The sequence below is a fragment of the Cryobacterium sp. PH31-O1 genome (assembly GCF_030063455.1).
In the GTDB taxonomy this organism is placed as follows: Bacteria; Actinomycetota; Actinomycetes; order Actinomycetales; family Microbacteriaceae; genus Cryobacterium.
The window spans coordinates 42,011-61,096 of record NZ_JASITB010000006.1; the positions used below are offsets into that span (position 1 = coordinate 42,011).

Below are 19,086 nucleotides of genomic sequence, written 5' to 3' on the forward strand. Positions count from 1 at the left end.
TTCACAAGGTGAATCAGTCCGTCTGCAGCAGGATGCCGTCGTGGATGGCGCGCTTACGCAGCGCAACCTTGGTTCCCACGTCGTACCCGGCGAGGCGGTACTTCTCCCGAATGCGCTTGAGGTAGCTCTTGGCGGTCTCCTCGGAGATGCCGAGCTGGTAGGCGACGGCCTTGACCGGCTCGCCGGCACCGTAGAGCGCCATGACCCGGCGCTCCTGCGCGCTGAGGCGAGGACCTTCGACATTCTCGGTGGAGTTGAGTGCGTAGTCGAGCTCAGCCGAGATATACGACTTGCCGTTGTACGCGGCGCGAATGGCGTCGACGATCATGCTCGCCTCCTCGCTCTTGACGAGGTAGCCCAGCGCGCCGGCCGCGAGGGCTTCGCGCACGAGGGCCGGTTCGGAATAGGTGCTCATGAGCACCGTCCTCACACCGGTCGTCTTGAGCGTGGAAATCTTCAGGGACACCGGGATGTTGTCCTTGAGATCGAGGTCGAGGAGCACGACATCCACCGGAAACTCGGGATGCGTGAGCAGTTCGGGCCAGGTGGTCACCGCCGCCACCATCTCGATATCATCAGCGGCGCTGCGGATCCACTCGGTGAGTGCCCCCAGGAGCATCCTGTGGTCATCAACCAGGGCCAAGCGAATGGGACGGTCTGTTGTCGTCATTTTCTGCCTCCTACTGCCTGCACCTTATCGTCAAAATCCCCAATATTAGGCATCCGCGGGGTTGTCCACGCTGCACTCGATGTCTACCCGCAGGCTTCCGGACCGATTTGAGTCCACGTGCGGGCCGACGGCACGAATCGCCTGCCAAGTTTCCGGATCGACACGCCGCCGGGCGACCCCCGTCGTGGTCAACTCGATCGGAAACCGAAGCGTGCGGTGCGGACCCGCCCCATGTGTGGGGGCAATGGGTCCCAGCCGCAGCGAAACGGATGCCCCTGACCGTGCGGTATCCCCGATGAGCAGCCAAATTGTGAGCAGCAGCCCGTCACGTTGCGGCGGTGACAGTAAGCCGGCGAGGCCGGCCGGATCATTCAGTGCGACGACGGGGCCGAGAAATTCGCTCTCGGTGATGGCATGGTGCAGCCAGGTTTCCGTGCGGCCCTCGATCAGGTGCAACCGCAACTGGGTAGCCAGGGACGCCGCCTTTGTCGCCGTCGACGGTGACAACGGCAACGCGGTGCGGCCCTGCGCTACATCGTCGAGCAGGGTCTCAGCGTCGAGGTCGAGCCGGGCCAGCTGCTCGGAGGCGAGCATGCCCACCGCGAATCGCGGCTGGGACACCGTGCTCTGCACCAGCACCAGGTCGAGTTCGCGCTGCACCATGCGCCGAAACGCCTGCACGATGCTCGCTCCGATCAGTGGCGGTGCCACGGCCAGAGAAATCGACAATATGTCTGGCCCCAGGGTGAGCACGTCACTGCGCGTTTCTAAGGAGATCGCCAACGCCATGGTCAGACCAAGGGCGACGGCGGCTACGGTAATTTCTCCGGTCTCGCGCAGGGTCACGATCGACAGCAGGAAGGCGCCAACGGCGGGGGCCGCGGTGGGAAAATCTGCCGGACCGGTCTCCCCCCAGGATCCGGCGAGATCCAATGCCACCACGACCGCGCAGGCTCCCAGGGCCGCCAGAAACAGCCAAAACGGTAGGCGAGAGGCCAGCTTGTGCACCAAAAGATTCACGGTCACGGCCGTGGCCAGCAAAATAATCCAGGCCAGCACGCTCAACACCGGAGGGTGCGCCGGGTCCCACTGAATGATCAGCCGCGCGAGCAGAAAGAGCGCGATACAGGCCCCGCTGAGGCTCATCCCGATACCCAAATGGCGGGCACCCAGACCGCTCTGGTTCGAGCGAAAGACGGTGATATGGCGGGCACCGCGCAGCATCGTCTGCGGAAACCGCAGTGGCAACAGGTCAGCCCTGGTGCGCCGGTCAGCGGATGCCGGAGGCCAGCTACGCTCCGACGACCCGCCGAGCAGACGCAAACCGACGCCGCGCGACCGCGGGTGGATGGGGATGGGCGCTGTGTCGCTGAACTGGCTCATTTGGGTACCTCCAGAACAACCGTTGTTCCGGCTCCAGGAGAGGAAAATAGGCGGGCGTTTCCGCCGACGTCTCGCAGCCGGGCGATAACTGATTCGGCGACGCCGAGACGTTCAGAACCGACCTGGCCGAGATCGAAGCCGACCCCGGTGTCGGTGACCATAGCGCGAACGGTGCTGTGGTCATCCGTTATGGTCACGTCGGCCCGATCAACGCCGGAATGACGACGCACGTTTTCGAGGCACTCCGAGAGCGCCAGAAGGAAGGAATCGAGAACGGTGCTGTTGAGCTGCACCTGGCCGCTGCCGTGCCAGGTCACCGTAAGGCCCATGCGCTCAAAGCGCTGGCGTACAGCGTCGAGAGTGTCGCCGAGGGTGAGCACTGTCGCCGGTTCGAGGCTGTAGGCGCCGGATCGGCGGGGCGCGGGTAAATCGCCCAGACGCAACTGACGCAGCAATCGGGCGTCATCGCCAGCCTGTTTTTGCAGGGCTGCCGGGCTTACTCCGATCCCGGAGTGGGCGAGGAGGGTCAGGGTGGCCAGGACCGTGTCGTGCAACAATCGGGCGTCTTGACGACGGTGTGCCTCCAGCTCACTCGCGTGTCGTTCGGCGCGATGCGCGCGCCCGATCGCGGCGATGCGGTGCATCACCCGGGGCACGCTCTGGGCGATCCACAACGAGGCGACGGTGAACGCGAGCCAGATGCTGATAGTCAAAACCAGCAACACGGCACGGTCGGGAGCATCGACGGTGACCACCGCAACGGAGACGAATGTGAGCGCGAAGCCCACGACGAGCAGCGCTATCCGCCGCGGGCTGGTGATCAGTACGGCCGCTACCGCGCAGATCGGCGCGGTAGCGACGAGTCCGATGACGCTTTCTTCAATCAGGTTGGGAGCCACGCCGGGATAGCTCGTGAGGCCGACGGTCAGAATGATGGCCAGGCCGCTAGCAACGGTCACTACCGCCCAGCGCAGGGCACCGGTGCTGCCGAGAAGGTACTGACCCGCGGCCATGATCAGGATGAGAGCGATGGCCCAGAGCCGTGCGCTGGCCTCTACGCCGCCGGGAATCAGCACGCACGCCAGGGTCGTGGCAGAACCGGTCAGCCCGGCCGCCTGCACCGCTCTCCGAAGGAGGCGGTCGCGCTCCTTCAAGATGCGTTGCATGTTGGCCTACTCGGTTGGAGATGAACGTGTTCTCTCTGCACCATACCGGGCCGCACGGACACACGGGTTCGCCCTAGTGCAGCACCCGCCGAATCTGGGCGCCGATCGCTTCGTTCTCGATCAGGAAGCCATCGTGACCATACCCGGATTCGAGCACCACCGCGGTGGGGCCGTCGATATTGTTCGGCAGATGGGCGGCGATGGTGCGCTGGCCGTCGGCCGGAAACAGTCGGTCGCTGTCGATTCCGACCACGACCGAGCGGGCGGTGACCCGGCCGAGGGCGGCCGCGACGCCGCCGCGACCGCGACCGACATCGTGGGAGTTCATGGCTTCGACGAGCACGATGTAGCTGTTGGCATCGAAACGTCGGGTGAATTTATTGCCGTGAAAGTCGAGGTACGACTCCACGGCGAAGCGTCCGTTGGCGCCGAGCGGACTGATGCCGCTCTGCCAGCCACGGTTGAAGCGGGCGTTCAGCTCGGCCGGACTTCGGTAGTTCAACAGGGCCATGCGGCGGGCCAGGGCCAGCCCGCGAGTCGGGCCGTCGCCATCCGCTTCGTCGTAGTAGTCGCCGGCACGAAAGGCCGGGTCAGTGCGGATGGCCTCGATCTGCACCGAATTGAGGCCGATCTGGTCGGCGGTCGTGACGGGCGGCGCGGCCAGGATGATGAGGCGGTCGACCCGGTCGGGGGTTTCGATCGCCCATTCGAGGGCGTGCATGCCGCCCATGGAACCGCCGATCACGGCCGCCCAACGGTCGATGCCGAGCCGGTCGCTGAACACGCGCTGCGCGGCGACCTGGTCTCGAATGGTCAGATAGGGAAAGCGGATGCCCCACTCGAGTGCATCGGGCGCGAGTGAGGCCGGCCCGGTACTGCCCTGACAGCCGCCAAGCATGTTCGGTGCCACGACGAACCAGCGATCGGTGTCGATGGCGAGGCCGGGGCCGACGATACCGTCCCACCAGCCGCCGGTCTCCTGACCGGGACCGGGAGGGCCAGCCAGATGGCTGTCACCGGTGAGGGCGTGCAGCACGAGCACCGCGTTGTCGCCGGCCGGGCCCAGGGTGCCCCAGGTTTCATAGGCGAGGCGGGCCGCCGGCAGGCTGCCGCCGGCCTCGAAGGTGAGCGGGCCGAGGTTCACGAACTGTCGGTGGCCAACCGGGTCGCCGTCGCGCCAGGCGCCGGTCGCCGGAGGCTTGCCGAGCACCGAGCGCGCCTGGGCTTCGGTGATGAAGCTCGACGGGACCGTGTCTGCTGATGATTGCCATTCCATACCCATCCATTCTGGCGGTGGAATGAAGGGCCCGGGCGCATGTTACGTTGTGCGCCCGGGCGGCAACCGTCTTTAGGCGTCGGCGCGGTCGCGCTTGACGACGGCGCGAGCAGCGGCCAGACCGGCCTCAAGGTCGGCCTTTAGGTCCGCTACGTTCTCAATACCCACAGAGAGCCGCACCAGGCCCGGTGTGACGCCGGCGGTGAGCTGCTGCTCCGGAGTCAGCTGGGAGTGCGTGGTGGAGGCTGGGTGGATCACGAGGGAGCGCACATCGCCAATGTTGGCGAGGTGGCTGAACAAGGCCAGGTTGTTGACGAGGGCCCGGCCGGCCGCCACTCCGCCCTTGAGCTCGAAGGAGAGTACGGCTCCGACGCCGAGCGGCGCGTACTTGTTGGCCGTGGCGTACCACGGGCTTGACGGCAGGCCGGCGTAGAAGACCTGGGCGATGTCGTCGTGGTTGTCCAGCCACTCCGCGATGTCCTGGGCGTTCTGCACGTGGCGCTCGATGCGCAGGCTGAGGGTTTCAATCCCCTGAATGAGCTGCCAGGCACTCGCCGGGGCGATGGCTGAACCGAGATCGCGGAGTAACTGCACGCGCGCCTTGATGACGTAGGCGAGACCGTCACCGACGGCAGCGGTGTAGCTGACGCCATTGTACGAGGGGTCAGGGTCGGTGAGGCCGGGGAATTTCTCCACGTTCTTCGACCACTCAAACTTGCCACCGTCTACCAGTACGCCACCGAGAACGGCTCCGTGGCCGCCGAGAAATTTTGTGGCCGAGTGCACGACGATGTCGGCACCGTGCTCGAACGGACGAATGAGGTACGGGGTGGCGATCGTGTTGTCAACGATCAGCGGGATACCCGCCGCGTGAGCGACATCCGCTACGAGCGAGATGTCGAGCACGTTGATGCGGGGGTTGCCGATGGTCTCGGCGAAGAACAGCTTGGTGTTCGGGCGCACCGCGCGCTCCCACTCGGCCGCGTCGTCCTGGTCTTCGACGAAGGTGACCTCGATGCCGAGCTTAGCCAGGGTGTACTTGAACAGGTTATAGGTGCCGCCGTAGATCGAGCTCGATGACACGATGTGGTCGCCGGCCTGCGCGATGTTCAACACCGCAAAAGTGGATGCCGACTGGCCGCTCGACAGCAGCAACGCCGCCGTGCCGCCCTCGAGCGCGGCGACGCGCTCTTCGACGACCGCCTGGGTGGGGTTCTGGATGCGGGTGTAGATATTGCCGAATTCGGCCAGTGCGAACAGGTTCTCGGCGTGCTCGGAGCTGTTGAACACGTAGGACGTGGTCTGGTAGATCGGGGTGGCTCGTGCGTTGGTGACCGGGTCGGGACGAGCGCCGGAGTGAACCTGCTTGGTTTCAAACTTCCATGATGAAGAATTGTCGGTCACGATAGCCTCCGGCTTATACAGCGCGGACTCTCCAACGCTCTGGCCCCGAGCCTAAAGAGGCCCGAATGGCCATGCAACAGTGAGCGAAACACAACGTCATCTTTTTTGCGGGAGGCTACTTGTGATCGCGGTGCGGCAGCACGACCGTACCGGTCGGTGTGGCAGCACCCGCCCGGAACAGCCACCGCATCCGCGGCTCGACGAGCGGCCGCAACACCCGTCGAATGACGGGCAGCGACAGCACGATCGAGATGGCCACGCTCAGCAGGATCATGCCGGGCAGCACCCACGCCGGCTGGGGTCCGTCGAGCACCCCCGTCTCCCGCAGCGGATACAGCACGAAGGTGTGCAGCAGGTAGATGTACATCGTTGCCGCTCCCAGGCTGGTGAACCAGGTCGTGCGTCGCGGAATCAGCATCAGGAACGCCACGATGAGCGCGAACGCGAGCACCATGACCGCCAAGCGGATGCTGCCGGCCCAGAATTGGGAATAGTCGAAGACACCGTACGCCTCGTCGTAAAGCAGGAAGCGGCGCACCTGCAGGTCGCGCAGGGTGTGGATGTTCAGCGAGATGATCAGGTAGAGCGCGGCGAACAGCGAGATCGCCCCGGCCCGCCAGCGCCAGACCAGGCCGGCGCGCAGCCCCAACCAGGTGTCGGTCAGCAGCCACTGGCGCAGTTTCCAGCCGAACACGAAAAATGGCAGCAGCCCGAGGGTGCGGGAGAGGGTGAAGGTTCCGTCGATGTTCGGCAGGTACCCGGCGCCGATGGAGATCACGATGCTGATCAGCAAGGGGTAACGCAGCAGCACGAGATAGGGCAGCGCGATGCGCCAAAACAGGAGTGCGAGTAAAAACCACAGGGTCCAGCTCGCGGTGGAGTAATCGAGCACAAATTTGCCACCGAGAACCCAGCGCAGCGTCGTCCAGATCGTCTCGAAGATCAGGTATGGCAGCACGATGTCGGTCAGGAGCCGGTGCATCTGCCGCGCGTCGGGCGATCCCGACTTGGCAAAATAGCCGCTCACGGCCACGAAAACCGGAACGTGAAACGCGTAGATGAATAAGTACAGCGCGTAGCCGGCATCCGCTTCGCCGATGAGCTTGAGAATGGCGTGGCCGATCACCACAAGGGTCACGGCGATCCAGCGCGCATTGTCCCAGAGGGGTACGCGACGCTTGGGGGGGAGAGTGGTGGTGGTAGTGCCTTCTGCGCTCATTGAACCCATTCTCCCGGCACAATGGAGAAATGAGTACTCGACGAGTGGTAGTTACCGGGGCAAGTTCAGGAATCGGGGCGGCTACGGTGCGCCTGTTCCGCGAACACGGCTGGGAGGTGGTGGGAGTAGCTCGCCGCGCTGACCGGCTGGCAACGCTGAAAGCGGAGACGGGAGCGCACGTCTTCGTTGCCGACCTCACGGTGCAAGCGGATGTCGACGCGCTTCGCGACTACCTGGCCACGACCGGCCCGGTGCACGCCCTCATCAACAACGCCGGCGGTGCCAAGGGACTCGACACCGTCGAGGCCGGCAGCATCGACGACTGGGCTTGGATGTTCGAGATCAACGTGCTCGCCGTCAAACGGGTCACCACGGCCATTCTGCCGCTGCTGCGCGCCGGTATCCGCTCGGGGGCCGGGTCGGCCGACATCGTGACCGTCACGTCCATCGCCGGCCACGTCGCCTACCTCGGCGGCGGCGGGTACAACGCGGCGAAGTTCGCCGCACACGCGATGACCGAGGTGCTGCGGCTCGAGCTCTCGGGGGAACCCATCCGGGTGATCGAGATCGCGCCCGGCATGGTCAAAACGGATGAGTTCGGCCTGGTTCGCTTCAACGGTGACGCCGACAAGGCGTTCGCGGCCTACGAGAACGTGCCCGATCCGCTGTCGGCCGAGGATATCGCCGAGACCATCGTGTCGAGCGTTGAACGACCGGCGCACGTGAACCTCGACCTGATCGTGATCAAACCGGTCGCCCAGGCCGCTCCGACCCGCATCGCCCGTGGCCCCCTGAAGGTGCGCGAGTAGTCAGAGGATCCAAAAACGGGCCGGCCAGGATGTGATCCTGGCCGGCCCGTTCGTTGTACTCTGCGGTCTTAGTGCTCCACAGCCTTTTCGGCGCCGTGGCCGGTGAGCGAACGCACCGACATTTCGGCGGCGAGTTTCGGGCTCTCCTTGACGGTGCTGGTGACCGATCCGAGCCAGCCCAGGAAGAATCCGAGCGGGATCGAGACGATTCCGGGGTTGCTCAGCGGGAAGACGGCGAAGTCGACGCCGGCGCCGAACATGGAGGTGTCCGTGCCCGAGAACACGGGCGAGAAGACGATCAGCAGAACAGCCGAGGCGAGGCCGCCGTACATGCTCCAGACCGCGCCGCGGGTGGTGAAACCACGCCAGAACAGGGAGTAGAGAATGGTCGGCAGGTTGGCGCTCGCCGCGACGGCGAAGGCCAGGGCCACCAGGAAGGCGATGTTCTGACCCTGCACACCGATACCACCGGCGATGGCCAGAAGGCCGATCACGATGACGGTGCGGCGCGCGACCTTGACCTCGTCGTCGGGGTTTCCCTTGCCCTTTTTGATGACGGAGCCGTAGATGTCGTGCGCGAAGCTCGTTGCCGCCGTGATCGTGATTCCGGCCACGACGGCCAGGATCGTCGCGAAGGCGATGGCCGAGATGAAGCCGAGCAGCAGCGGACCACCGAGGGCGAGTGCGAGCAGCGGAGCCGCCGAGTTCACTCCGCCGGGAGCGGCCTCAATGGTGTCAGCACCGACGAGCGACGCGGCACCGAAGCCGAGCACCAGGGTGAAGATGTAGAACGCGCCGATCAGCCAGATGGCCCAGACGACCGAGCGACGAGCTTCTTTGGCGGTCGGAACCGTGTAGAAGCGCATGAGCACGTGCGGCAGGCCGGCGGTGCCGAGCACCAGGGCGAGGGCGAGGGAGATGAAGTCGAGCGGGTTAGCGCCGTACTTCAGACCGGGAGCCAGGATGTCGGCGCCGGAGGCGGAGATGGCGACGGCGCTGTCGAGCAGGTTCGACAGGCTGAAGCCGTTGATCGCGAGTACCCAGATGGTCATCGCGAACGCACCGATGATCAGCAGGAACGCCTTGACGATCTGCACCCAGGTGGTGCCCTTCATACCTCCGACGAGTACGTACACGATCATCAGGGCGCCGACGACGGTGACCACGATGGACTGGCCGAGCTTGTCGTTGATGCCGAGGAGCAGCGAGACGAGTCCGCCGGCTCCGGCCATCTGGGCGAGCAGATAAAAGAAGCAGACGGCCAGGGTGGTCGTCGCTGCTGCCACGCGCACCGGACCCTGCTTCAAACGGAAGGAGAGGACGTCGGCCATGGTGAACTTGCCGGTGTTGCGCATGAGCTCCGCAACGAGCAGCAGGGCCACGAGCCAGGCCACGAGGAATCCGATCGAGTACATGAACCCGTCGTAGCCGCTGACTGCGATCGCGCCGACGATGCCGAGGAAGGACGCCGCCGACAGGTAGTCGCCGGCGATGGCGAACCCGTTCTGCGGGCCGGTGAATGAGCGGCCACCGGTGTAATAGTCGGCAGCGGACTTGTTGTTGCGGCCCGAACGAATGACGATGATCAGGGTCACCGCCACGAAGGCGAGAAAGATCGAGATGTTCAGGACCGGGTTGTTCTCAACCGGTTTGACCAGGGTAGCCAGGGAGTGCAGTGCGTTCATCGCTGTTCCATCCGCTCGAGTTCAAGACGAAGTTCTTCGGTGCGGGGGTCGATCTTGCGGTTGGCGAAGGTCACGTACGTCATCGTGATGGCGAAGGTCGTGACGAACTGGGCGAGGCCGAGGAGCAAGCCGAGGTTGATGCTGCCGAAAACGGGCGTCGCCATGAAGTCGTGCAGGTACGCGGCGGCGAGAACGTAGGCGATGTACCAGACCAGGAAGAAGATGGCCATCGGTACGACGAATTTGTTACGGGTGCGCTTCAACTCGAGAAAACGGGGAGTCTTTTCAAACGCCTCGTAGTCGATCGTGGACTTCGGTGGGGCGTCTTTCACTGCTTCACTCATGGGGCCTCCTTGCCTCAGGGACGAAAAATGCGGGTGTCAAAAAATTTGTGGGTGCGCGGTGGGTAGCGGTCTCAATGGCCTAGGAAACGGATGCTGTCAACGCACGTTTCAGATCGTCGAGAACGCTGGGGTCTTCGATGGTGGGAGGGATGGAATATTCTTCACCGTCGACGATTTGCCGAATGGTTTTTCGAAGAATCTTGCCCGACCGCGTTTTGGGCAGTCGGTCGAGTATGGTGACGTCCCGGAACGCTGCGACCGGGCCGATGTGTTCCCGGACCAGGGCGACGAGTTCTGCGGCGAGAACGTCGTGGTCGACGGTGCTGCCGGCTTTGAGGGTGACGAAACCAGCGGCACGCTGACCCTTGAGCTGGTCGTGCACGCCGAGTACCGCGCACTCGGCGACGGCCGGATGCAGCGTGAGAACCTCTTCGAGCGAACCGGTTGACAACCGGTGCCCGGCCACGTTGATGACGTCGTCGGTGCGGCCCATCACGAACAGATAACCGTCGGCATCGAAATGCCCGGAGTCTCCGGTGGCGTAGTAGCCGGGAAACGCGGTGAGGTAGGAACTCGCGAAACGTTCCTCACTGCCCCAGACGCCGAGCAGGGTTCCGGGCGGCAGCGGCAATCGGATGGCGATGTTGCCGTCCTTGCCGACCTTCTCGATCGGCTTGCCTTTGGAATCGAGAATGGCGATGTCATAGCCTGGTACCGGAACCGTGGCCGAGCCCGGCTTGGTCGGCAATTCTTCGATGCCGAGCAGGTTGGCGCAGATCGCCCAGCCGGTCTCGGTCTGCCACCAGTGGTCGACCACCGGGCAGTGCAGCCCGTTGTTGGCCCAGTGGAAGGTTTCGGAGTCGAGGCGTTCGCCCGCCAGGAACAGGCTGGTCAGGCTCGACACGTCGTGGTTCTTCAGTTCGAGCAGTTCGGGGTCGACGCGGCGGATCGCGCGAATAGCGGTCGGTGCGGTGAACAACACCTTGACCTTGTAGTCATCCACGACGCGCCAGAACGCGCCGGCATCCGGGGTTCCGATGGGTTTGCCCTCGTAAATGATTGTGGTTGCCCCCGCCAGCAGCGGTGCGTAGACGATATAGGAATGCCCGACCACCCAGCCGACATCGGAGGCGGCCCAGTAGACATCGCCCGGTCCCACGTTGTAAACGTTGCGCATCGACCAGTTCAGGGCTACGGCGTGACCGCCGTTGTCCCGGATGATGCCCTTGGGCTTACCGGTCGTGCCGGAGGTGTAGAGAATGTACAACGGATCCTCGGAGCGCAGAGCAACCGGGTCGGCCGGTGCGGCCTTCGCTTCTTCGTCGGCCCAGTCCAGCCAGTGCACAGCCGTTTCGGAACGATTCTGGTAGTCGGCGGCCGAACCCGGAATGCTCTCTCGGTTCCGCACGATGACGGTGTGCACCGAACCCTGGCTGAGTGCCAGTGCCTTCTCGACCAGCGGCAGATATTCCACCGCGCGACCCGGTTCCAACCCACCGGATGCCGTGACGATGACGCTCGGGCGGGCATCATCGATGCGCACGGCCAGTTCCGTTGCCGCAAAACCGCCGAAGACCACCGAATGCACCGCCCCAATGCGTGCACAGGCCAGCATCGCGACGACCGCTTCGGGAATCATCGGCAGGTAGATGATGACGCGGTCGCCGGTGCCGACGCCGTTGGCGCGCAGGGCGCCGGCGAATTTGGCGACGCGGCCGAGTAGATCGAGGTAGCTCAGGCGAATGCGGGTACCGGTCATGGCCGAGTCGTAGATCAGTGCCGTGTGGGCGCCGCGACCGGCGAGGACGTGACGGTCGAGAGCGTTGTAGCTCGTGTTGAGCGTCCCCCCGGGAAACCAGCTTCCGGTCTCCGGCCCTTCGGTGGCGAGGGCCGTCGGTGGCGGGCTAATCCAGTCAATGCCCGCGGCGGCTTCCATCCAGAAATCTTCCGGCGACGAAATGCTGCGTCGCCAAGCCTCCCGGTAGCCCCCACCTGATGCGCCGTTCATAATTACCTTCTCCATCGAAGAGTCTCTGTATACAAAGAGTGGTTGAAGTATTGCATATAACCCGGCAATGTGGAATAGGATCACTCTTGTGTATACAGAAACCGCAATGATGGGGTTGGACGTACCGCTGCGCGCCAGTGAGCGGGCGTACCGTCAACTTCGCGGGGAGATTCTCAACGGACTCCTCGCCCCGGGCGCCGCCCTGCTCGAAGTGGAACAAGCGGAGCGCATCGGGGTCTCTCGCACCCCGCTGCGAGAAGCCGTAGCCCGACTGATCGCCGACGGTCTCGTCGTCGGCCGTCGTGGGCGCGGCTTCGAAGTGACCGACATCTCCGTCGACAGCATCTCCGAGCTGTATGAGTTGCGTCAGGCGCTTGAGGTGCAGGCCATTCGCCTGGCCGCGACTCGGCGTGATCCAGAGCGGTTCCTGGCGCTGCGCGGCGCTTTCCTCACCGCGCCGGAGCTTCTGGAGCAGGGCGACATTGGCGTGCACCGTTACTACGGGCTGATCGACGAACTCGAAGACGCCGTCGATGCTGCCGTCCAAAACCCCTTTCTCGTCGGTGCCCTGCGCGCCGTTCGCACTCACCTGGCCCGCATCCGTCGGCTTGCCCGGAGGAACCCGTTGCGACTGCGTGCCGCAGCGGCGGAGCATCTGCTGATTATCGACGCCATCATTGCCGGCGACCCCTCGCTGGCAGCCCATGCCACCCATATTCATCTTCACCAAAGCCTCTTGAGCGTCCTCGCGGCGATCGATGAGGACTCGGCCAGCAGTCGATCGACGACTGCGGCCAACTAACGAAGGGATCCACAGTGCAGCTTCACCACGTTCGAGTTCACAAGAGCGACGAGAATCTGGCCCGCGAGGACCAGCTGGCCTGGAAGATCGCCGAGGTCGCCGCCGATCCGGCCCTGGTCTCCGAGGAAGTGACCGAGATGGTCATCAACCGGGTGATCGACAATGCCTCCGTGGCCGCGGCCAGCCTCACCCGTCGCCCGGTGATCGCTGCGCGCTCCCAGGCGCTGGCACACCCGCGTTCCAACGGTGGCGACGGCGCGACCGTGTTCGGCCTCGCGCCGGCCCGCCGGGTGTCCCCGGAGTGGGCGGCTTGGGCCAACGGTGTTGCCGTGCGTGAGTTGGACTATCACGACACCTTCCTGGCCGCCGAATACTCGCACCCCGGCGACAACATTCCGCCGATCACCGCCGTCGCCCAGCACCTCGCGGCGTCGCGCGGGCTGACCGGTAGCGCCCTGATCCGCGGCATCGCCACCGGCTATGAGATTCAAATCGACCTGGTGAAATCGATCAGTCTGCACGCGCACAAGATCGACCACGTCGCTCACCTCGGCCCGTCCGTCGCCGCCGGGATCGGAACCCTGCTCGGCCTCGACAAGGAGACCATCTTTCAGGCCGTCGGCCAGGCCCTGCACACCACGACGGCGACTCGCCAGTCGCGCAAGGGGGAAATCTCCAGTTGGAAGGCCCACGCCCCCGCCTTCGCCGGCAAGATGGCCGTGGAAGCCGTCGACCGCGCGCTGCGCGGCGAGACCAGCCCGACCCCGATCTATGAGGGAGAAGACGGCGTCATCGCCTGGCTGCTCGACGGCCCGGATGGCTCCTATGACGTGTCACTGCCCGCCGCCGGCAGTATCAAGCGTGCCATCCTCGACAGTTACACCAAGGAGCACTCGGCCGAGTACCAGGCCCAAGCCTGGATCGACCTGGCCCGCAAGCTGCACAACGAACACCCCGAACTGCTCGTGGCCGGTGCCATCAGCAGCATCGTCATCCACACCAGCCACCACACGCACTACGTGATCGGTTCCGGCGCGAACGACCCGCAGAAGTACGACCCCACCGCGAGCCGCGAAACCCTCGACCACTCCATTCCCTACATCTTCACGGTCGCACTGCAGGACGGCACCTGGAACCACGTCGACTCCTACAGCCCAGAGCGTGCTGGCCGCCCCGACACGATCGCCCTCTGGAACACCGTCACCACGACCGAAGACAAGGAATGGACGCGTCGTTATCATTCCCTCGACCCGGCCGAGAAGGCCTTCGGTGGTCGCGTGGAAATCGAGCTGGCCAACGGAACCCGCCTGGTCGACGAGATCGCCGTGGCCGATGCGCATCCGCTCGGCGCGCGACCGTTCGCCCGCGCGGAGTACATCAACAAGTTCCGCACCCTGGCCGCGCCGGTGATGGAGGAATCCGAGATCGAACGCTTCCTCGCCCTCGCGCAACGCCTGCCAGAGCTCGGTGCAGCCGACCTCGGCGGCCTGACCATCGTGGCGAAGCCGGGATTGCTCGAGTCGATCGCCGCCCCGAACGGCATCTTCTAATGCTGTACGCCAAGACCACGGCCGCCGACAAGCGCGTTGCCCTGCGGGCCGGCCTCGCGGGCGGCAGGATTCTGCGCTTTCCAGGCGCGTTCAACCCGCTGTCGGCCAAGCTGATCCAGCAGAAGGGATTCGAGGGGGTCTACATCTCTGGTGCCGTACTCTCGGCCGACCTCGGCCTGCCAGACATCGGCCTGACCACCCTGACCGAAGTGGCCGGCCGGTCGCAGCAGATTGCCCGCATGACCGACCTGCCGGCGATCGTCGACGCCGACACCGGTTTCGGCGAGCCGATGAACGTGGCGCGCACGATTCAGACCCTCGAGGATGCCGGACTCGCCGGCATGCACATCGAGGACCAGATCAACCCGAAACGCTGCGGTCACCTCGACGGCAAGCAGGTCGTGGATGCTGACACGGCGATCAAGCGTATCCGTGCGGCTGTCGACGCGCGTCGGGACCCGAACTTTCTCGTGATGGCGCGCACGGACATCCGTGCCGTTGACGGGTTGGATGCGGCCGTGACGCGAGCCAAGCAACTGCAGGATGCCGGCGCCGACGCGATCTTCCCGGAGGCGATGGGCAGCCTGGCCGAGTTCGAGACGATTCGGGCGGCCGTGTCGGTGCCGATCCTGGCGAACATGACCGAATTCGGCAAGGGCGAGCTGTTCACCGTGCAGCAGCTCGAAAACGTGGGCATGAACCTCGTGATCTTTCCGGTGTCGCTGCTGCGCCTCGCGATGGGTTCCGCCGCACGCGGACTCGACGCGATCGAGCAAACCGGCTCGCTCACCACGATGCTGCCCGAGATGCAGCATCGCGCCGACCTCTACCAACTGCTCGACTATGCCTCGTACAGCCAGTTCGATTCGGGTATCTTCGACTTCACGTTGAACCCGCACATTTCGACGCCCAGTTCAACGACGGTCTAAAGGAGCACGATGTCTGACACAGAAACACTCGCCCCGCACATCTATAAGGGGCTCACCGGGGTCGTTGTGGACTCGACCGCGGTGTCGAAGGTCAACCCCGAAACCAACTCGCTGCTCTACCGCGGCTATCCCGTACAGGAACTGGCGGCAAAGAAGAGCTTCGAAGAGGTCGCCTACCTGCTCTGGCACGGCGAACTGCCCACCGAGCAGCAGCTCGCCGATTTCGAGGCGCTGGAGCGTTCGCTCCGTCACCTGAATCCCGTCGTCAAGCGCATTATCGACGAGCTGCCGCTCACCGCCCACCCGATGGACGTCGTGCGCACCGCGGTGAGTGTCATCGGCGCGAGCGACCCGGATGCGGAGAACCCGTCGCCGGAATCCGACCTCGCGAAGTCGATTCGCCTGTTCGCCCAGCTGCCCGCAATCGTCTGCTACGACCAGCGTCGCCGCCACGGCCTCGATCTGGTCGAACCGCGCGACGACCTCGGCTACTCGGCAAACTTTCTGCACATGGCCTTCGGCGAGGTGCCGGAGCTCGTCGTCGTCAACGCCTTCGACGTGTCAATGATCCTCTACGCTGAGCACTCCTTCAACGCGTCGACCTTCACCGCCCGCGTCATCACCTCGACCCTGTCCGACCTGTACTCGGCCGTGACCGGCGCGGTCGGGGCGCTCAAGGGAGCACTGCACGGCGGCGCCAACGAGGCCGTCATGCACACCTTCACCGAGATCGGCCTCGAAGCCGGTTCGGCTGCGCGCGCCGAACCGTGGCTCGAACAGGCGCTCGCCGAGAAGCGCAAGATCATGGGCTTCGGCCACCGCGTCTACAAGAGCGGCGACTCGCGGGTTCCGACGATGCGTGCCTCGCTGGTCACCCTGGCCCTGCACTACCAGCGGCCGGAACTGCTCGAACTGTACGAAGCCCTCGAGGCGGCGATGACCGCGCGCAAGGCGATTCTGCCGAACCTCGACTACCCGTCGGGCCCGGCGTACCACCTGATGGGGTTTGACACCCTCACCTTCACGCCGATCTTCGTCGCGGCCCGCATCACCGGGTGGACCGCGCACATCCTGGAGCAGAAGAAGAGCAACGCGCTCATTCGTCCGCTGTCCGCCTACAACGGCGTCGACCAGCGCCAGGTTCCGTAGCGTTCTTGTGCAAGCGGATGCCGCGCTGCCAGCTGGCCGCGCGGCATCCGTTTTGTGGGCTGTGGATGGTCGCTAGCATTGATGGATGACACCTGATGCCGAGGCTGTGCCCACACCATCCGTGATCGACCGCGAAGTTTTGCAGTGGACCGACTTCGCCGCGGCGTCGCGCGAGCTGGCGGTGCGCGTGCGGGCTAGCGATTATCACCCGGATGTCGTGATCGCCATCGCCCGTGGCGGCCTGCTGCTGGCCGGCGCCATGTCGTACGCGCTCGGCACCAAGAACTGCGGCAGCATCAACGTGGAGTTCTACACCGGCATCGACGAACGCCTGCCGGAGCCCGTGCTGTCGGCCCCGATGCTCGACGCTCCGGCTCTCGCCGGTAAACGGGTTCTGCTGGTCGACGACGTCTCCGACTCCGGCCATACCCTCTCGCTCGTGATGCGCCTACTCGGCGAGACCGCGATGGAGGTGCGCACCGCGACGCTCTATACCAAGCCGCGCACCGTGCACGTGCCCGACTTCACCTGGCGCGAAACCGATAAGTGGATCGTGTTTCCGTGGTCGGCGCTGCCGCCGGTGCCGGGTGCACCCGACGATATTGCGCCCGAAGCGCTCGCCGACATTTCGGATCTCGACGTGACGGCCGAGGTCGTCGCGTGAGCGTGCACCTGGTCGGCGGTGGGGGAGACCCGGCGCATGATGCCGAGGTGTTCACAACGTTCCGGTCGGAGGTGACCGCCCAGGCTTCTCGTGCCGGCCGCGACGAACCTATCGTGGCGATCATCACCGTCGGTCCCGGCAGCGCCCACGCCGAGGAATTGGCCGAGTCACTCGGCGTCAGCGTGCAGACCCGTCGCACCGTGCTCGCCCCCGGCGACACGGCCGCCCTCACCGCCGTTTCCGCGGTCGACGGAATCATTGTCGGTGGCGGCGTGACGCCCGATTACCTCGCGGCCGTGCTGCCGATTGCGGGCGAGATTCGCCGCCAGGTCTCGGCGGGCGTGCCGTACTTCGGCTTCTCGGCCGGCGCCATGATTGCGGCCGAACGCGCCCTGATCGGAGGCTGGCGCATCGGCGGCGTCGAGGTCACTCCCGAAGACGTCTCTGAGGGGCTCGACGAGATCACCCTGGCCCAGGGCATCGGCCTGCTCGACGTCACGGTCGACGTGCACGCTGCCCAGTCTGGCAGCCTGTCCCGACTGATATCCGCGACCGAGGCCGGCCTCGTGGACGGCGGCCTGGCGATCGACGAGAATACCGTGCTCGTCGTCGGTGAGGGTGCACTCCGCGTGCTCGGAGCCGGCAGTGTCTGGCGGGTCAGCCAGGCCGACGGCGGCGTGCTCGTGAGCACCATCGGAGCCTGAGCCGCTCGTGGACCTCGATGCCCTCGTGGCCAGGGGCGAGATCGACGCGGGCTGGGCGCAGGCGCTCGCCCCCGTGGCCGATGACCTGGCCAGGGTCGGCGTGTTCCTGGCGACCGAACGGGCAGCGGGGCACGAGGTGTTGCCCGCGCCGGAACACCTGCTGCGGGCCTTTCGCCAGCCGTTCGACGCGGTGCGGGTACTCATCGTCGGGCAGGATCCCTACCCCACCGCGGGGCATCCGATCGGCTTGGCCTTCGCCGTCAACGCCGACGTGCGGCCGCTGCCGCGCAGCCTCGGTAACATCTACACCGAGCTTGAGGCCGACCTCGGCCTGCCCCGACCCGAACACGGCGACCTCTCGGCCTGGTCCGAGCAGGGCGTGCTGCTGCTCAACCGGGTTCTCAGTGTGCGCGCCGGGGTGGCCGGATCGCATCGCCGGCACGGCTGGGAGGCAGTGACCGACCAGGCCATTCGTGCGCTGGTCGGACGGCAGCATCCGCTCGTGGCGATTCTGTGGGGTAAGGACGCCGGCGCACTGAAGCCCCTGCTCGCCGACACGCCCGTGCTGGAGTCGGCGCACCCGAGCCCGTTGTCGGCCCGGCGCGGATTCTTCGGCTCCGCGCCGTTTCGCGCGGCCAACCGACTGCTGACCCTGCAGGGGGCTGCGCCGGTGCGGTGGGAGCTTCCGGTAATCTTGAGTCAACCAGAAAGGGGAGTGCCCGGTGCTTGAGGAAGAATACGCGCCTCGTCGTCGGCTGCCCCGCCACCTGCGGCCGGAGATTGCGGCCGAAGCGCCGTTCGAATACGAGATGCGTGAGGTTCGGGCGACCGACCTGCCGCACATTCGCGAGATTTACAACTACTACGTCGCCAACAGCACCGTCACCTTCGACGAAGATGCCATGACGCTCGCCGAGTGGCGTGACAAGTTCTACTACCTGAACAAGCAGGGGATGCCGTTCATCGCCGCCGTCTCGCCGGCCGGACAGATCCTCGGGTATGCCCTGGTCAGCCCGTGGAAGCAGAAGCGGGCCTACCGGTTCACGGTGGAGAACTCGATCTACCTCGGCGCCGCGTCGACCGGCAAGGGACTCGGGCGTGAACTGCTCAGTGAGCTGATCAACCGGTGCAAAGCGGCCGGCCTGAAGGAGATCATCGCGGTCATCGCCGACCAGGGAGCGGATGCCTCGATCAAGCTGCACCGCGACTTCGGCTTCGAGGAAATCGGACGCATGGGCAAGGTGGGCTTCAAATTCGAGCGCTGGCTCGGCACCATTTTGCTACAGAAAAGCCTGAAGTAGCCCGACCGGCCCCGCTGATGTTG

The 19,086-nt window shown here is 65.3% G+C and carries 18 protein-coding genes; 9 read left to right on the forward strand and 9 right to left on the reverse strand.

Going from position 1 to position 19,086, the window contains the following annotated elements; all coding sequences use genetic code 11:
* Positions 1-13: 13 nt before the first annotated feature.
* The 6 genes from QMK31_RS12865 to QMK31_RS12890 all read right to left on the reverse strand — a co-directional run bounded on the left by QMK31_RS12865 (position 14) and on the right by QMK31_RS12890 (position 7,118).
* Positions 14-670, reverse strand: coding sequence for a response regulator transcription factor (locus QMK31_RS12865; protein WP_283501351.1), 657 nt, complete (start codon positions 668-670; stop codon positions 14-16).
* Between the two features lie 45 nt (positions 671-715).
* Positions 716-2,053, reverse strand: coding sequence for a hypothetical protein (locus tag QMK31_RS12870; protein ID WP_283501352.1), 1,338 nt, complete (start codon positions 2,051-2,053; stop codon positions 716-718).
* Positions 2,050-3,219, reverse strand: a complete 1,170-nt coding sequence (locus QMK31_RS12875; protein ID WP_283501353.1) for a sensor histidine kinase — start codon at positions 3,217-3,219, stop codon at positions 2,050-2,052. Before QMK31_RS12875 ends, QMK31_RS12870 begins: the two co-directional genes overlap by 4 nt.
* Positions 3,220-3,292: 73 nt before the next feature.
* Positions 3,293-4,495: a homoserine O-acetyltransferase MetX gene (metX, locus tag QMK31_RS12880; protein WP_283501354.1), complete on the reverse strand. Its 1,203-nt coding sequence runs from the start codon at positions 4,493-4,495 to the stop codon at positions 3,293-3,295.
* Positions 4,496-4,567: 72 nt separating this feature from the next.
* Positions 4,568-5,899: a bifunctional o-acetylhomoserine/o-acetylserine sulfhydrylase gene (locus QMK31_RS12885; RefSeq protein ID WP_283501355.1), complete on the reverse strand. Its 1,332-nt coding sequence runs from the start codon at positions 5,897-5,899 to the stop codon at positions 4,568-4,570.
* 115 nt (positions 5,900-6,014) lie between these two features.
* Positions 6,015-7,118 carry an acyltransferase family protein gene (locus tag QMK31_RS12890; protein WP_283501356.1) on the reverse strand — a complete coding sequence of 368 codons (1,104 nt, stop codon included), beginning with the start codon at positions 7,116-7,118 and terminating at the stop codon, positions 6,015-6,017.
* Positions 7,119-7,147: 29 nt separating this feature from the next.
* On the opposite strand from QMK31_RS12890, the gene QMK31_RS12895 reads away from it, so the two are divergent.
* Positions 7,148-7,927 (forward strand): SDR family NAD(P)-dependent oxidoreductase, encoded by a 780-nt coding sequence (locus QMK31_RS12895; RefSeq protein WP_283501357.1) that lies wholly within the window; start codon positions 7,148-7,150, stop codon positions 7,925-7,927.
* A gap of 68 nt (positions 7,928-7,995) precedes the next feature.
* Here QMK31_RS12895 and QMK31_RS12900 read toward each other — a convergent pair whose 3' ends face one another.
* From QMK31_RS12900 to QMK31_RS12910, 3 genes are all read right to left on the reverse strand, one after another.
* A complete protein-coding gene (locus tag QMK31_RS12900; RefSeq protein WP_283501358.1) occupies positions 7,996-9,612 on the reverse strand; it encodes a monocarboxylic acid transporter in 1,617 nt (538 codons plus the stop codon).
* Positions 9,609-9,956, reverse strand: a complete 348-nt coding sequence (locus QMK31_RS12905) for a DUF485 domain-containing protein (protein WP_283501359.1) — start codon at positions 9,954-9,956, stop codon at positions 9,609-9,611. Before QMK31_RS12905 ends, QMK31_RS12900 begins: the two co-directional genes overlap by 4 nt.
* Before the next feature lie 79 nt (positions 9,957-10,035).
* Positions 10,036-11,964: an AMP-binding protein gene (locus QMK31_RS12910; protein WP_283501360.1), complete on the reverse strand. Its 1,929-nt coding sequence runs from the start codon at positions 11,962-11,964 to the stop codon at positions 10,036-10,038.
* A gap of 88 nt (positions 11,965-12,052) precedes the next feature.
* Between QMK31_RS12910 and QMK31_RS12915 the strand changes: the two genes are divergently transcribed.
* The 8 genes from QMK31_RS12915 to QMK31_RS12950 all read left to right on the forward strand — a co-directional run bounded on the left by QMK31_RS12915 (position 12,053) and on the right by QMK31_RS12950 (position 19,063).
* Positions 12,053-12,766 (forward strand): GntR family transcriptional regulator, encoded by a 714-nt coding sequence (locus QMK31_RS12915; protein ID WP_502853146.1) that lies wholly within the window; start codon positions 12,053-12,055, stop codon positions 12,764-12,766.
* Positions 12,767-12,780: 14 nt separating this feature from the next.
* Positions 12,781-14,316, forward strand: coding sequence for an MmgE/PrpD family protein (locus tag QMK31_RS12920; RefSeq protein ID WP_283501361.1), 1,536 nt, complete (start codon positions 12,781-12,783; stop codon positions 14,314-14,316).
* Positions 14,316-15,245, forward strand: a complete 930-nt coding sequence (gene prpB / locus QMK31_RS12925) for a methylisocitrate lyase (RefSeq protein ID WP_283501362.1) — start codon at positions 14,316-14,318, stop codon at positions 15,243-15,245. The genes QMK31_RS12920 and prpB overlap by 1 nt, the downstream gene beginning before the upstream one ends.
* Positions 15,246-15,254: 9 nt before the next feature.
* On the forward strand, positions 15,255-16,394 hold the full coding sequence (locus QMK31_RS12930) for a bifunctional 2-methylcitrate synthase/citrate synthase (RefSeq protein WP_283501363.1): 1,140 nt from the start codon (positions 15,255-15,257) through the stop codon (positions 16,392-16,394).
* Positions 16,395-16,479: 85 nt separating this feature from the next.
* Complete coding sequence (locus tag QMK31_RS12935) at positions 16,480-17,058, forward strand: phosphoribosyltransferase (protein WP_283501364.1); 579 nt, start codon at positions 16,480-16,482, stop codon at positions 17,056-17,058.
* Positions 17,055-17,762 (forward strand): Type 1 glutamine amidotransferase-like domain-containing protein, encoded by a 708-nt coding sequence (locus QMK31_RS12940; RefSeq protein WP_283501365.1) that lies wholly within the window; start codon positions 17,055-17,057, stop codon positions 17,760-17,762. Before QMK31_RS12935 ends, QMK31_RS12940 begins: the two co-directional genes overlap by 4 nt.
* A gap of 7 nt (positions 17,763-17,769) precedes the next feature.
* Complete coding sequence (locus tag QMK31_RS12945) at positions 17,770-18,492, forward strand: uracil-DNA glycosylase (RefSeq protein WP_283501366.1); 723 nt, start codon at positions 17,770-17,772, stop codon at positions 18,490-18,492.
* A complete protein-coding gene (locus QMK31_RS12950; protein WP_283501367.1) occupies positions 18,485-19,063 on the forward strand; it encodes a GNAT family N-acetyltransferase in 579 nt (192 codons plus the stop codon). Before QMK31_RS12945 ends, QMK31_RS12950 begins: the two co-directional genes overlap by 8 nt.
* The last annotated feature ends 23 nt before the right edge of the window (positions 19,064-19,086 follow it).

Coding starts and splice junctions, on each gene's coding strand:
- QMK31_RS12910 (WP_283501360.1), bottom strand. CDS start 11,964: ATGAACGGCGCATCAGGTGGGGGCTACCGGGAGGCTTGGCGACGCAGC.
- QMK31_RS12905 (WP_283501359.1), bottom strand. CDS start 9,956: ATGAGTGAAGCAGTGAAAGACGCCCCACCGAAGTCCACGATCGACTAC.
- QMK31_RS12930 (WP_283501363.1), top strand. CDS start 15,255: ATGTCTGACACAGAAACACTCGCCCCGCACATCTATAAGGGGCTCACC.
- prpB (WP_283501362.1), top strand. CDS start 14,316: ATGCTGTACGCCAAGACCACGGCCGCCGACAAGCGCGTTGCCCTGCGG.
- QMK31_RS12870 (WP_283501352.1), bottom strand. CDS start 2,053: ATGAGCCAGTTCAGCGACACAGCGCCCATCCCCATCCACCCGCGGTCG.
- QMK31_RS12890 (WP_283501356.1), bottom strand. CDS start 7,118: ATGAGCGCAGAAGGCACTACCACCACCACTCTCCCCCCCAAGCGTCGC.
- QMK31_RS12935 (WP_283501364.1), top strand. CDS start 16,480: ATGACACCTGATGCCGAGGCTGTGCCCACACCATCCGTGATCGACCGC.
- QMK31_RS12875 (WP_283501353.1), bottom strand. CDS start 3,219: ATGCAACGCATCTTGAAGGAGCGCGACCGCCTCCTTCGGAGAGCGGTG.
- QMK31_RS12865 (WP_283501351.1), bottom strand. CDS start 670: ATGACGACAACAGACCGTCCCATTCGCTTGGCCCTGGTTGATGACCAC.
- QMK31_RS12895 (WP_283501357.1), top strand. CDS start 7,148: ATGAGTACTCGACGAGTGGTAGTTACCGGGGCAAGTTCAGGAATCGGG.
- QMK31_RS12900 (WP_283501358.1), bottom strand. CDS start 9,612: ATGAACGCACTGCACTCCCTGGCTACCCTGGTCAAACCGGTTGAGAAC.
- metX (WP_283501354.1), bottom strand. CDS start 4,495: ATGGAATGGCAATCATCAGCAGACACGGTCCCGTCGAGCTTCATCACC.